The organism is Sediminibacterium sp. FW305-C-61, assembly GCF_058231065.1.
Genome location: NZ_JBIQXR010000001.1, coordinates 153,820 through 168,023 on the forward strand (window position 1 = coordinate 153,820; position 14,204 = coordinate 168,023).

14 protein-coding genes are annotated in these 14,204 nt (G+C 38.6%); 9 read left to right on the forward strand and 5 right to left on the reverse strand.

The features are described from left to right. Positions 1–80: 80 nt before the first annotated feature. From ACH30E_RS00525 to ACH30E_RS00535, 3 genes are all read left to right on the forward strand, one after another. On the forward strand, positions 81–470 hold the full coding sequence (locus ACH30E_RS00525) for a GxxExxY protein (RefSeq protein ID WP_490823170.1): 390 nt from the start codon (positions 81–83) through the stop codon (positions 468–470). 88 nt (positions 471–558) lie between these two features. Further along, positions 559–1,353 (forward strand): TIGR00266 family protein, encoded by a 795-nt coding sequence (locus ACH30E_RS00530; RefSeq protein WP_490823171.1) that lies wholly within the window; start codon positions 559–561, stop codon positions 1,351–1,353. Positions 1,354–1,454: 101 nt separating this feature from the next. After that, positions 1,455–2,228: a TIGR02757 family protein gene (locus ACH30E_RS00535; protein WP_294993307.1), complete on the forward strand. Its 774-nt coding sequence runs from the start codon at positions 1,455–1,457 to the stop codon at positions 2,226–2,228. Between the two features lie 45 nt (positions 2,229–2,273). Here the strand turns inward: ACH30E_RS00535 and ACH30E_RS00540 are convergent, their stop codons facing one another. The 3 genes from ACH30E_RS00540 to ACH30E_RS00550 form a co-directional block, all read right to left on the reverse strand. Beyond that, positions 2,274–5,081, reverse strand: coding sequence for an outer membrane beta-barrel protein (locus tag ACH30E_RS00540; protein WP_490823172.1), 2,808 nt, complete (start codon positions 5,079–5,081; stop codon positions 2,274–2,276). 398 nt (positions 5,082–5,479) lie between these two features. Then, complete coding sequence (locus ACH30E_RS00545; protein ID WP_294993270.1) at positions 5,480–5,680, reverse strand: helix-turn-helix transcriptional regulator; 201 nt, start codon at positions 5,678–5,680, stop codon at positions 5,480–5,482. Beyond that, entirely contained in the window at positions 5,677–6,120 is a 444-nt protein-coding gene (locus tag ACH30E_RS00550) for a hypothetical protein (protein WP_294993267.1), read from the reverse strand. Before ACH30E_RS00550 ends, ACH30E_RS00545 begins: the two co-directional genes overlap by 4 nt. A gap of 134 nt (positions 6,121–6,254) precedes the next feature. Here ACH30E_RS00550 and ACH30E_RS00555 point away from each other — a divergent pair, with 134 nt between their 5' ends. Both ACH30E_RS00555 and ACH30E_RS00560 read left to right on the forward strand, forming a co-directional pair. Then, the gene (locus ACH30E_RS00555; protein WP_490823173.1) at positions 6,255–6,539 is read left to right on the forward strand and encodes a hypothetical protein; all 285 of its coding nucleotides are present in this window, start codon (positions 6,255–6,257) and stop codon (positions 6,537–6,539) included. Between the two features lie 680 nt (positions 6,540–7,219). Further along, a complete protein-coding gene (locus tag ACH30E_RS00560) occupies positions 7,220–7,939 on the forward strand; it encodes a hypothetical protein (protein WP_490823174.1) in 720 nt (239 codons plus the stop codon). A gap of 3 nt (positions 7,940–7,942) precedes the next feature. On the opposite strand, the gene ACH30E_RS00565 is transcribed toward ACH30E_RS00560, so the two are convergent. After that, positions 7,943–10,471, reverse strand: coding sequence for a glycoside hydrolase family 9 protein (locus ACH30E_RS00565; RefSeq protein ID WP_490823175.1), 2,529 nt, complete (start codon positions 10,469–10,471; stop codon positions 7,943–7,945). A 139-nt stretch (positions 10,472–10,610) separates the two neighbouring features. Between ACH30E_RS00565 and ACH30E_RS00570 the strand changes: the two genes are divergently transcribed. The 3 genes from ACH30E_RS00570 (at position 10,611) to ACH30E_RS00580 (ending at position 12,507) form a co-directional block, all read left to right on the forward strand. Next, the gene (locus tag ACH30E_RS00570; protein ID WP_490823176.1) at positions 10,611–11,618 is read left to right on the forward strand and encodes a fumarylacetoacetate hydrolase family protein; all 1,008 of its coding nucleotides are present in this window, start codon (positions 10,611–10,613) and stop codon (positions 11,616–11,618) included. 114 nt (positions 11,619–11,732) lie between these two features. Then, a complete protein-coding gene (locus tag ACH30E_RS00575) occupies positions 11,733–12,119 on the forward strand; it encodes a GxxExxY protein (RefSeq protein ID WP_294993252.1) in 387 nt (128 codons plus the stop codon). Between the two features lie 184 nt (positions 12,120–12,303). Continuing rightward, positions 12,304–12,507 carry a hypothetical protein gene (locus tag ACH30E_RS00580; protein WP_490823177.1) on the forward strand — a complete coding sequence of 68 codons (204 nt, stop codon included), beginning with the start codon at positions 12,304–12,306 and terminating at the stop codon, positions 12,505–12,507. Positions 12,508–12,577: 70 nt separating this feature from the next. On the opposite strand, the gene ACH30E_RS00585 is transcribed toward ACH30E_RS00580, so the two are convergent. Beyond that, complete coding sequence (locus ACH30E_RS00585; protein ID WP_490823178.1) at positions 12,578–13,273, reverse strand: YjjG family noncanonical pyrimidine nucleotidase; 696 nt, start codon at positions 13,271–13,273, stop codon at positions 12,578–12,580. Between the two features lie 96 nt (positions 13,274–13,369). On the opposite strand from ACH30E_RS00585, the gene ACH30E_RS00590 reads away from it, so the two are divergent. Beyond that, complete coding sequence (locus ACH30E_RS00590; protein WP_490823179.1) at positions 13,370–14,068, forward strand: SDR family oxidoreductase; 699 nt, start codon at positions 13,370–13,372, stop codon at positions 14,066–14,068. Positions 14,069–14,204: the final 136 nt, after the last annotated feature.

The window sequence follows — 14,204 nt, forward strand, 5'->3', positions numbered from 1 at the left end:
AGGGGCGGCTTTTTTTGCGGTATATACTTATCATTTTCTGTGTAACTCTGTGCTTTCAGTGGCAATAAATGACAATAAACATGCATAAATATAACCCCTCAAATTATCCACTTCAAACAGAGACTGGTTTAATATTATCAATCTGCATTGAAGTTCACCGCATTCTAGGTAAAGGATTTCTCGAAATAGTTTATAAAGATGCCATCGAATATGAACTTAGAAAAAGAGATATTACTTACACCAGAGAAAAACAATATGTAATTGAATATAAAAATATAATCTTACCGCATAAATTCTTTGCCGACTTTGTAGTTTGTAATCAAATTATATTAGAGGTTAAGGCTCAATCTGGAATAGCAGATGAACAATATAAACAAACAATTAATTACCTAAAAGTTTCCGGTTGTAAAGTTGGACTGATCGTTAATTTTGGAGAAGACAGACTTGGGATTAAAAGAGTAGTATTGTAGGATGGATTGCCACTGAAAACACAGAAACACACAGAAATTATGTAATATTTTTGTAAGAGTCACTACTAATTTTTAAAACGCTTATTATATGAAACAAAACCATGAAATAGATTATAAAATTTACGGGGAGGAAATGCAGTATGTAGAGGTTGAGCTTGATCCGAATGAGACTGCTATTGCTGAACCTGGGGCGTTTATGATGATGGAAGATGGTATCCAGATGGAAACCCTGTTTGGTGATGGCAGTAAACAACAAGGTGGCCTGCTGGGTAAACTACTCAATGCCGGGAAAAGGGTTCTTGTTGGTGAAAACCTTTTTATGACTGCATTTACCAATGTTAGTGGCGGAATTAAAACCGTAAGTTTTGCCTCCCCCTATCCGGGTAAAATTATTCCGGTTGATCTATCCAGGTTTCAAAACAAAGTGATTTGCCAAAAAGACGCTTTCCTCTGTGCTGCCAAAGGTGTGAGTGTAGGACTAGAATTTCAGCGTAAGCTAGGAACAGGATTGTTTGGCGGTGAAGGTTTTATCATGGAGAAACTGGAAGGTGATGGAATGTGTTTCTTGCATGCCTGCGGACATGTTGTGCAAAAACAGTTACAACCAGGTGAAGTGTTGAAAGTAGATACAGGCTGTATTGTTGGATTTACTTCAGGAATCGACTACGATATACAATTCGTTGGAGGCATTAAAAATACCATTTTCGGAGGTGAAGGATTGTTCTTCGCTACCCTCCGAGGACCAGGCATAGTTTGGATTCAAACCCTGCCAATCAGCCGCCTTGCCGGTCGTATCCTCGCCTATGGCACTTATAGTAGAAAAGAAGAGGGAAGTATTTTAGAAGGTATTGGTAACATTTTGGATGGGGATGGATGGAGGTGAGGAATAGACCATAGTCCATGGTCTATGGTCTATGGACTAAGAACTCCACTCATAGCCCAGCACCACCATCTCGGAAGCATTTCTCTTTATCTTAGCGAATAATGAAAGTTAACAGCGAAGCATCTTTAAAAGATTTCTTTGATAGCAAGGTTGCGCAATACAATCAGCCCTCCTTTATCAAAGATGATCCTATAGTTGTTCCCCATTATTTTTCAAAAAAACAGGACATTGAAATCGCAGGTTTTTTTGCTTCCATTTTTGCCTGGGGTAACCGCACAACTATAATCCAAAAATCATTTGAGCTGATGCAATTAATGGGAAATGAGCCTTATCATTTCTGTATGCATCATAGCGAGCAAGATCTTCAACAATTACTCCAATTTAAACACCGGACTTTTAATACAACCGATCTGTTGTATTTTATTGCCTTCCTGAAATTTCATTACAACCAATACGAGTCGCTCGAAGATGCTTTTGTAACGACCAAAGGAGATTCGATGGAAATCAGGTTAACCGTATTTCATGATTATTTCTTTTCATTACCAGATGCACCAAACAGAACAAGAAAGCATATTGCCACACCATACAAAGGCTCTTCTTGCAAAAGATTGAATATGTTCTTACGCTGGATGGTTCGAAAAGATAAAAATGGGGTTGATTTTGGCCTCTGGCAGAAAATAAAACCCGCTGAGCTTATTTGTCCCATTGATTTACATGTGGCAAGGGTTGCCAAACGATTTCAATTATTAGACAGAAAGCAGATGGACTGGCAGGCAGCCATTGAGCTAACAAATTATCTGCGCGAACTTGACCCTGCTGACCCTGTGAAATATGATTTTGCCCTTTTTGGTTTAGGCGTTATAGAGAAATATTAAATAAACCCCTGCTCCGAAATTTGGTTCAGCGCAGGGGTCGTTGCATCAAAAGAAGAATAAACTTTGTCTTCCACCTACTTTATTTCCTCCACCCTTTCCTGCCGCACCGAAGCTTCTGATATTATAAGTAAACGTAAGCATAAAATAACGCTGGAGAATGTTCACCTGTTTGTCGGTAATAAAATTCTCGGATGAGTAGCGATAAACTGATCTGTTTTGATTGAGTAAATCAGATACAGAGAACTTCAATTGGCCATTATCATCCTTCAGGAAAAGATAGGTGAGTCCGGCATTCAGTAATGATATCGTTTTTTGAACACCCGGTGCTACCTGAGAATTGTAACGATGATCAAGTGTCAGCTCCCATACAAATTTTTTAGGTAATCGGATTACCATATCAGAACTGAGACTTTGGCGTTCAACATTCAAATTTTTGAACTCGTTGCTTTCATAGTAAGAGTTGTTATAATTCCTGCTATAGCTGATATTCCATTCAAATTTATCATTCAAGTTTATACCGGTACGGATGAAAGGATTGAAATCAACGGTTTTAACATAACTCTTTTTAGAATTGATGATCAGGAAATTCCTTGTATAGTTCACATTGTATCCAGTACCATAATTGAACGAAAATTTTTGATTAACTTTTTGTTGTTTGTTGAAATACAAATTAGTATAAAAATTATGGATACCATCTGCGTTTAAAGGAGTAGTAGTCTGCACACCATTTGGCGCAATATCCCTGCTTCTGACTACACCATTATTACCTATATACCCGCCTAAATAAGCACTGATAAACATCTGTTTTTGGGTAACATTCTTAAAGAAGTTCAGGTTAAAGCCATGAGATATACCGGGTTTAAGGTTTGGATTACCTTTTACAATATACAGGGGATTACTATTATCTGGCACTGGCTGTATATCACTAATACCAGGAGGGTTTACATTGGCATTATAGCTGAGGTTGAATTCTTTCCAGCTAATATTTGCTCCGGGTAAAATATAATTATAATGCTGATCAAGTTTTTGCCCAATAGATACATAACGATTGAACAGATCTAACCAAAGAAAATTTAAACTGGCTGTGATACTAAGTTTTTTATACCTGAAATTCAGGGCGCTCGATAAATTATTTCTCCAACTGGTTCTTTCTACATGATTGGTAAGGAGGCTATTGATAACATCATACTTACCGCTTCCTGCATCTTTATTATAGGTAGCTAATGCATCTTTGTTTTCAAAAAAGGTAAGATTATATCCAAGACGCAGAGTCAGGTCTTTCAGAAGTGGTTCTGCATAATTCAGGTTAGTGCTTGTTGAAAAATTAGCCCTTTCCTGATCGCGCAACTGATCTATATTACTTGAGCCTGTTGGATAAAATATATTGGCTACATTATTAAACTGATCTGTATTTACAGCGTTCAATTGTACAGAATTTACAAAATTGAACGAGCGCCCTTTCTTTTTAAAGCTTTTAAAATAACTCAATACATGGCTATATCCAAGATCTCTTGCTTTAGAAGTTTGCAGATTTGAACTTGTATTCAATAAGCCATCTACACTGCTGTTTGTACTGATATCACTAAGTCTGTCGCTTGTATTATTTGCCACAGTTAATACCGGACGGAATTCCATTCTTGAAGTAGTATCAATTTTCCAACGAAGTCCAAATCCAAGTCTGTGTGTTTTAGAATAAGCTACTTCAGATTTATTGGTACGGCTGGTTAAAATAGTATCGCCGAAAAATTGCTGTCTGTTTTCTAATTCAGCAATATCGTTCCTTAGACTACCGTAAAAATATTGGGTATTGAGTGTAAGTCCTTTTTTGAATTCATTGTTCAGGTTAAAACCAATTCCGCCAGATTGCTGAATGCCTTGGCCTGTTCCACCGAAGGAGATACCATTTACGTTTAAACCTCCATTACCATTGATTGAGATAGAATTTATGCCACTTCTGTCGAAGCCGCCCAATGATCGTATATCATTAAAACCAAAGCCAGCTTTATTGAGGTTATTACTAAAACCCAAAACACTCACCTGCAAAGTATCGCGAAACATATTTACTATCCCACCTGCTTCATAACGGTTTGCATCTGCTTTACCAGCATATGCTTTACCGAACATACCCTGTTTAATCGCTTTTTTCAATTTGAGGTTAATTACCTGACCAACATCCGCTTTCGCTTTATCGGGGTTGAGTTCAAGTTCATCTTTATCATCTGATACTTGTACTTTATCGATCAGGTTAGCAGGCAGGTTTCGGGTTGCCATTTTAGGGTCGCCGCCGAAAAAGTCTTTTCCATCCACCATTATCCTGTTTACTTTCTTTCCGTTCACGGTGATATTTCCATCTGCATCAAGTTGTACACCGGGTAATTTCTTCAAAAGGTCCTCAACCAATGCGGTAGGAAGTGTTTTGAAAGATGCTGCGTTAAATTCGATGGTATCTTTTTTTACGACAACAGGCGGTCTTTCTGCAATAACCAATACATCATCCAGTGTAAGTCCGCTATTCGGTGCCATTGAAATAGTTCCTGCATCTAAACTATTGCCATCTGCACTTAGTTTAAATTCCTTGCGTGATACAGTATAACCGGAATAGGATATTACCATGCGTAGGTCAACATCCAATGGTAATCCGGTTACTTTAAATTCTCCTGTTTCACTGCTGAGTCTGTAGGTAATTAAAACCGTATCAACAGCCCTGAATACAGAAACAGTAGCAAGGTTCATGGGTTGTTTGGAAGCTGAGTCAATCAGCTTTCCACTAATTGATCCGGTTGAATTCGTCTGAGCGGATAAGATGCCTGAAAAAAACATGCTAAGTATAAGCATGAAAATCCTGTTACGCATGATGATGCATTTCTCTTAAACAATTAATTAATAGGAAATCATCCATTCAAATACTGAGGTATGCAACTGAGGGCAAACCCATCCATTCAAATCTTGATGTTTCCGGATTGCTATTTTTTCCGGTGCAGGAAGGCTGCTTACATAGCGTAATAGCTCCAACCACTGTAGCGGCTGTAAACAACAGCATCAAGAGCGGGATCCATTTTCTAATATTAAGCATTTGATTTTCTTTTACCCAGATACAGCCATTCTCCATTATTGCAACCAGATTTCAGGGTAGAAATCAGGTGATACAGCAAAAAGAGACCCCAACATGTACACTGAGGTATATGATATTTACTAAACTCCATATAAGGAGATATGTTACAGCAAAAGGTTGGAAAAAATGGTGATTTTTTTTAATCTCCCTCTTCCAGTTCAAAAAGTTCTTCTACCGGAACCCCGAAAAGTTTCGCCATTTTAAGGGCCAGGGCTGTAGATGGCACATATTTTCCGGCCTCCATAGTATTGATGGTTTGCCTGCTCACCGCAATTTTTCTGGCCAGATCGTCCTGTGTGAGGTTGTGAATGGCCCGCTGCACTTTAATCTTGTTCTTCATAAACTGGCTTTATTATATTGAAATAATACATAACGAAAGCGAAGTATAAAAATGATGAGTACGGTAAACATATTATAAGTCATCACCTGGAAAAACTCACTGCCATAAACGGTTAAAATGCTGATCACCAAAACAAGGTAATTGGCATAAACTGCCCACTGCAGGGCTTCGAGACGAAAAAACTGGATGGCTTCGTCTTCAATTTTTTCCTTTGAAAAAGCAATAAATACCAGACTGATAATCAGGCCCACAGCTGCCAGTTCATCGGTAAAATTGTGCGTGCCAAAAAACTCGAGCTTGGGTGTTTTAAAGAAACTAAACTGAAGCCAGCTGGCATTGTATTCAAAAAACATGTTAGCAATACCCAAAGCCAGAAAAGGTACCAGCAACAAGTATCCTATTCGCTGAAATCTGTGCGGAAATAATTTGATTTGTTTCATTTTAAATGTTTTGATCTGACAAAAGTAAAATGAACATTTCATTTTGTCAAGTTTATTTTACTTTTTGTATAAATTATTTTACAAAATATTGACTGTCAATGCCAATCTCGTCGGATAATGTCGTAATTTTAGGTATGGATCCGGGAAATCAACTGATTCCGCTTGAATCACTCAGCAAAGAAGACTTGGCTATATACATCGAAACACTGATCAGCCAAGACTTCCCAATGCTTATCCAGATACTCTACCGGCTGGATATCAGCGAAGCCAAGCTAAAAAACATGCTTGCAACCAACCCAAATGCGCATACAGGCACATTGATTACACAAATGATTATTGACCGCCTCGAAGCAAAACGTAAAAGCAGGGATGAATACAGTAAGAAAGACTGGGGCGAATCGGAAGTTGAGCGATGGTGACCATTGTCATCCGGTAAAAAAAAGCTGCAAGCCAATACTGTGCGGCAAAAGAGAATTTTTACGTGCTTGGCTTTAATAGCTCTTTCGTGGCAATTTCCGCTATAAAACATGCAATTCTAATTCGCACATTATCAATGATTTATCCGTATCATCAACACACCATCAACACATCAACAACACAGCACAACACATATTAGTGTTTTGAAGTGTTGAAATACTGTTATTATCCTGTAGATGTATTCAGGAAAACATTACTGAAATTACAAGCCTGCATAACACATATCCGTACTTGCAAATATCATTACCCTCCTCGACCCCCCTGGGTAAGAAATGTAAAGATTGAAACCTTATTCGTATTTTAGTGATACAGTTGTACAACTCCTTGCAATCATCTACCTGAAAATGGAACTTAATTTATTTGATCCCATACTTCTTATTTGGTCTTTTTTCGCTTGCATAAGTCTGATACTTTTAATAATAACCGTTGTTTTGCTTACCAGAAAAAATACGCATGATAAGAAACAATTATGGCAGTGGATTATTGTGTTAATATTTATTCCGGTACTAGGTCCGATTAGCTTTTGCATCTATTTAATCAACACCAGACATCTTCGCATGCGTTCGGTTAAGAGCTAGCAGAAACGAATGCATTAGCAACTCTTTCAAACATTTAGAGATACATGATTACAGCAGAACAAAATCGTGCATTAATTACCGTTGGCACTATAGCTGCAAAAAATGAGGCATGGACTCATTATGCCAATTACTGCTTTGAAAAAGAAAAGGGGAAACGTAAAGAGGCTTTGCATGAAATGGATAAATTTTTGGAAGCCGCTTCACGATGGTCTACCGAAGCAACAATTGATTTTCTCAACTTCATCTTTCCCTTGTTTGAAAATATACCAGAAGCTAATTACGGACCTTTCCCGCAACCACTCAGTAAAAAATTGGTAGAACCGGCTTTGGATAAATGGTGTAAAACTTCACCTTCCGACAGCAACCCATTTCGCTGGTATGGCAGGTTTTATAAGAGCAAAGCGCACCTTGAGAAAGCAATTACCATCAACCCTACAGATGACCTTGCAAGGAGTTACCTGATAGAAGAGTGGATGGCATTGATTGATTTTTCACTTCACCATTTCCCCGAATGCTTTATTGGCAATCCGGCCGACAGCATAGCAGTTGGAGAAAAAGTACAAGAGCAAATTGAACAATTGATATCGCCTGCTTTAAAAAAAGGTTGGACAGAAAAACTGACATACAGCCTTCACCTTATTCAGACTTATATAAACTGGGAGGCTTCCGGGCACCCTAACCTGGAATTATGGGCTGCGGAAAACAACATCAATATTGTAGATGTCGGTAATACTGTGTACTATTTTAATACAAAAAATCAATAAGGTTTATAATTTATCGATGGTACAGAATGTATACCCCTTCGCTTTCAATTCATTGATAATTGATGATAACTGATTGTACAGTTTGTCTTTTCTTCTTGGATCTGTTCCTGCATGTATTAAAAGTATGGCTCCATTCAGTGTTTCTTTTGCCTCAAATTCGCGTAGCAGTTTTATAAGTGTTTCACTCGATTTGTAAGCAGCCCCCATTTCAGGCCAGGTATAATCTGCATTGGTTCTGGTGCCAGGCGTAAAACTAAACAACCGCACGAGTTGTGCTGCATACCATTTACCAATGCGTTTATTCCACCATTCATAGGGTGGAATAAAATAACTGAACGGGCTGTTATTTTCCACTCCAATATCTTTCATTGCTTGTAAATTGGCATTATAATCCCGCTCTAAAGAATCTCTTGTTACAAGCATGCTGTCGCGATTGTTCCAGTCATTATACAATATATGCTGGTCTGAATGTGGCCCCAGGTAATGTTGTTTCTGAAACAATTGTTTAATCGCAGTCTGGTATTGTTTATTGCGATAAAGGCGACCAGTGAAGAAGAAAGATGCTTTTATGTTTTGTTCGTCCAGTGTTTTTGAAATAGCTGGCAAGCCTTCTGCATATTCATCGGCTGTAAACACTAGTGCAATTGATTTTTTAGAAACATCGCCTCTGACAATCGCAAGCTCTTCCATGGTGAAATCCGGATTTACGGGAGGATAGGCGGTCCACCCATTACCAGCTATGGGTCTTGTTTCATGTTCTTTCGCTGCCAGTAAATAAATCAGTGAAGCTGTACCATCCATCGTAGGTTCATTGGTACTGTAATCGCCATAATCATCGTGGTATACAGCCAGGTCGCTTTGAAATGCAGCATATTCATCCGGTTCATTCAAGGTAATACCGATCAGGTTTTTATAAATAGAAGTGTATACCGGGCCATCTACCAAACCACCATCAATCGGATATTTTTTGAGGTGTGTGAATGCAGAATGAGGATCGGCTGGTGTATCGCCCCAGGATGGCAAACCATATACCATACTGGTGCCCCATGGGTTGCAGCCAAAAAGCCAATCGATATTCGCCTGTTCCAATGCTGCATAAGTTTTATCGCCCGTCATAATGCGATACCAATAGCATTGAATGGCAAATGAAGTGGTTAGATTATTACTGCACCAGATAAAGGGTATACCACGATAAAATGCATTTTGCTTTGCCTTATTCCATACTGCTTTAATACCTGCTTCATAAAAATCATGTAGGGAATCTCTTTTGTTACTGCTTACTGCACCGTAGGCCAGCACAAAGTGGCCAGCATTTACAAAAGGATACCATTCGTAATGGTTGGCAGTATCTTTCCCCAGCCAGGGTGTAACGGGTTCCTGAAACGCAAAAGTAAATGCATCCTCAGTGTATGTTTCAACCTTTACACCTTTTGTTTGTGCAAGGGTAGCAGCTGCAAGCTCCATATCGTCTGTCCAGTTTCCTTCTGCATATATATAGGGTGACCTTACCGAAGCTGTTTGCGCAACACCGGGATATTTTTTACCATATCCATAAGCTGCTTCTGCTTTTTGAATAAGTTTTTTTGAAAATGCCGCATCTCTTTCCTGATATACCTGTGCAGCCAGGGCAAAAGTGCTGGCAAATTTTGCAGCAGTAGAGGCAGTGCCGGTAGTGGCATTCATAAATTTTCCCCTTACCTGAGGCTTCCCCGAAACAAAGTATACAGGCCGTTCAATTCCACGTCCATAATAGTTGGTATCTTCTTTAGGAATACGCATTTTCATGTGATCCCTGTCATCACCCAACTGATTGAACATGATATTATCTTCAGGGTTCATTTTCAATAACCAATCAAGTCCCCATTTAGCTTCATCTAATATATCTGCTATACCATTTTTTCCATCTAATCCATTCGCCTGTTTTTCATCCCCGAAAACTTCTCCGAAGTTTTTATAGGCTTTTAGCAAATGCCATGCAGCATTGGCAGAAGTGGTAGTGTATTGCAAATAATCACTTGCATCATGCCATCCCCCACTTACATTAATATAGGTGCTGTCTGGCATTGGACCGTATAAGGTATATCCATCTCTTGTATGACAACTGTCTTTCAAATATGGGTTAAACCCACTGCGTTGCTGACGCATATAACGAAGACAAAAATCTGCAGCACCTTTATAAACAGTATCATTTATTACAAAAACAGGGGACTGGGTATTTCCGGCACGCAAAAAATAACGGCCATTTACTTTAAAATCTGTAAACCTGATCCGGGATGTTTGGTTGAATGGTCCGTAAGAACCAAATGCTTTTAATTGTTTTACGGTATATACTATTTTTTTTGTGGCATCATCCACAAGCTCCACTTCTTCAGGGAGTGTATTTGATTTACTACACCAAACAGCTTCCTTTATACCTTTCGGCGTATAACCTAACTGGTTAATGCGTATCCAATTCTCTTCTTTTTCAGTTTGTTTAAATGCCTGACTCATTATTATGAGTGCTATTCCTGCCAGTAATAATATCCTACGCATATACTTGTTTTCTATGACTAAAGATACCAGTTTAATCAGCCTCCACATACAACTTTTACACTAGGCTTTCATTTCATGAAAGAGAAAATCCATTTAGCAGAAAGATTTCAAGTATTTTCGCCCCTCAAACGATTGTACTATGAAACTGGTTTCTTATTTATCTGATGAGCGTGATCAACTTGCTTTTCTTGTTGATGGTTATTTATTTGATTGTGACCTAATCCATCCTGAATTACCATCAACCATGACGATGTTTCTCCAATATTGGGATGATATGTTTCCGATTGCGCAACAGGTAAATCAGGCTATTAAAGACGGACGAATCAGCAAAGAAAAGGGTGTTAAAATAGAAGACCAGCAAGTACTTGCTCCAGTTCCTTTTCCTACTTCTTGCAGAGATGGGTATGCTTTTCGTCAACATGTGGCCGCTGCCCGCAGAAACAGAAAAGTAGAGATGATACCAGAATTTGACCAGTATCCGATTTTTTATTTTACCAACCACCTCAGCATTCAAGGGCCCGGAGATATTCATTGCATGCCTGATCATTTTGAAAAACTTGATTTTGAACTTGAAGCTGCGATTGTTATTTGTAAGCCCGGCAGAAATATTCCGGCAGATGAAGCTGATCAATATATTGGCGGTTTAATGATTATGAATGATATGAGTGCACGCAGGCTTCAGATGGAAGAAATGTTGCTGAACCTCGGACCAGCAAAGGGTAAGGATTTTTCTACTGTTATCGGCCCATGTCTGGTTACCCTTGATGAACTCGAAGCATTTGAAATTCCGGCAAAACCCGGCCATATAGGTAAAAACTGGAACCTGGGTATGAAATGCTGGGTTAACGGTATACAGGTAAGTAATGGAAATGTCGGTGATATGGACTGGACCTTTGCTGAAATCATTGAACGTTGTGCTTATGGTGTGCAATTACACCCTGGCGACGTAATTGGTAGTGGTACAGTTGGAACTGGTTGTTTCCTTGAACTCAATGGTACCGGAAAACTCAACGATCCCAATTATCAGGAACAATGGTTGCAGCCTGGCGATGTGGTAAAAATGGAAATTGATGGTATTGGCGTCCTCGAAAATACCATTGTAAAAGAAGATACAGATTTCTCCATCCTCGCTAAAAAGAAGCTGTAAAAACAGGTATTTATACGCTATTTTTTACCCTTTCGACTGTTTAGTTTTATTGCGTTGACTTCTGAAACTTTTTTAACAAAGAGAAAGGGAGAAAGGGAGTTGGCGTAGAGTCGTATGGAGGATATCGAATTTACTAAAATTGGAGGCATTATATTAGATGCTGCAATAACAGTTCATCGTGAATTAGGGCCGGGTCTATTAGAGTCTGCTTATGCAATTTCTTTGGCACATGAGTTAAGGCTAAGAAATCTTTACATTAAACTGCAGGTACCCATTGAACTCAATTACAAAGGAGTTCCACTCGGCAAAGCATATGTGATGGATATTCTAGTAGAAAACAAGATTGTAATAGAAGTAAAAGCAACTGAATTAATGAACCCAGTATATATAGCTCAACTTATTACTTATCTGAAACTATCCAAGCATAAAATAGGCTACCTTATCAACTTCAATACCCCTCTGTTAAAAGACGGTTTTCGCCGCATTGTTAACCGTCACTAAAAAACTCTCCTTCTCCCTTTCTCCCTGCTAAAAGTTACACTTATAAGTAGCTATCAAAGCTGCAGGTCCTCTGCGATGAATATCTTCCTATAGGTAAAAACCCGTCAAAAACGCTTTTAACAGGAATCTAACCAATCAAATACTTATATTTGGTAAATACATATAAACTTTAAAACGATTTCATATGAAAAAAGTAATTGTACTCGCTGTAGCTGCTTTCCTGGTTTCTGGTGCAGCATTTGCCGGTGGCGATCATAAGCATGATGGAAAAAAATGTGCCAAAGCAAAAGAATGCAGCAAAGAAGGTAAAAGCTGTTGCAGTAAAGATGCTAAGAAAGAAACAAAAGAAGTAAAGAAAGCAGTTAAGAAAACAACTGCAAAAGCTTAATTAGCTTTTCTTCATAAATAAAAAAGGATGCAGCAAATACTGCATCCTTTTTTATTTATTTTTTATCTACTCAGAAAATATCTTCAAGTTCCTTTAGGTGGTAAACAGTATAAGTAGGTTTTACATGAGCTGTTACATTCAGGTGATTGACAAAAATTGTATCGATACCAGCATTAATCCCTCCTTGAATATCTGCATCCAGGTTATCACCGATCATAATACTTTCACTTTCTGTAGCACCTGTTTGTTGAAAAGCATATTCAAAAATTTCTTTCTGAGGCTTTAGGCTATTACTGGCCTCGGAAGTAATCACCGCTTCAAAGTAAGTATGCAGACCTGAATGCTGTAATTTATTATGTTGAACCTTTTCAAACCCATTTGTTACCAGATGAAGCTTATAGCCTTTTCCCTTCAGGTAATCGAGTATTTCGAATGTATAGGGAAAGATGGCCGTTTTGGATGGTAAGGTTTCCAGGAATGATACCGACATTGTTTTAGACAATTGCTCATCGGCCAGTTTATAATCCAATAAAGACAACCACATTCTTTTCCATCTTAATTCATCCTGCTTTATAAAACCCTTGGTATATCTATCCCACAATCGCTCATTATGGTAACTATAGCGTGCAAAGAAGGCATCAAAATCGTCGATCCCTCGGTTCTTTAATTCATGTAAATGATATAAATCCTGTAAAGTAGCTTTTGCATTGGTCTCGAAATCCCACAAAGTATGATCCAGGTCGAAAAACAGGTGTTTGTAACGCATGCTCAAATGTAATAACAAGCTGGCGCAACACAATATGCAACAGGAGAAATTAAGAATAAATGTTTTATTTAGCAGTTGTAAACAGACTATTCTACCATGAACGTAATCATTACCGGAGCTTCCAAAGGAATTGGCAAAGCCATTGCTACACAATTTGCCGCAAGTGGAAACAACTTGTTTTTATGTAGTCGTGGAGAAAAATCGCTTTACGATACAGTAGCTGAATTACAGCTTTTATATCCCAATGCAGCCATTTCAGGTATGCCTGCAGATATGGCTGACAAGACAGCAATTGATGCTTTTGCTGATTGGTGTTTACAAAAAGGAACGCCCGATATACTCGTAAACAATGCCGGTTATTTTATACCCGGAAGTATTCACAACGAAGCTGAAGGTACACTGGAAGCCATGCTTCAATCGAATTTATTCAGCGCCTACCACCTTACCAGAAAACTTATTCCGGCAATGATGGATGCTAAGAAGGGGCATATTTTTAATATTTGCTCAATAGCATCGCTCCATGCTTATGCAAATGGAGGCAGTTATAGTATTAGTAAATATGCATTGGCAGGATTCAGTAAAAACCTTCGCGAAGAAATGAAACCACATGGCATTAAAGTAACTGCTGTATATCCTGGTGCTGTTCTAACATCAAGCTGGGATGGTTTCGATATAGATCCCAACAGAATAATGGAAGCCGCCGATATTGCCAAAATGGTATTTGCCGCCAGCCAGTTATCTCCCATGGCAGTAACAGAAGACATTGTTATTCGTCCGCAGTTGGGAGACCTTTGACAACAGAAGAATAATGAATGATGAACGTTGAATGATGAAGTAAAGCAGCATTAAACTCACTGCTGACCAGTCACCATTGACTATTCACCATTCACTAAATAACAATTCCTTCATCCACTCCTAACATTCTCTTCAT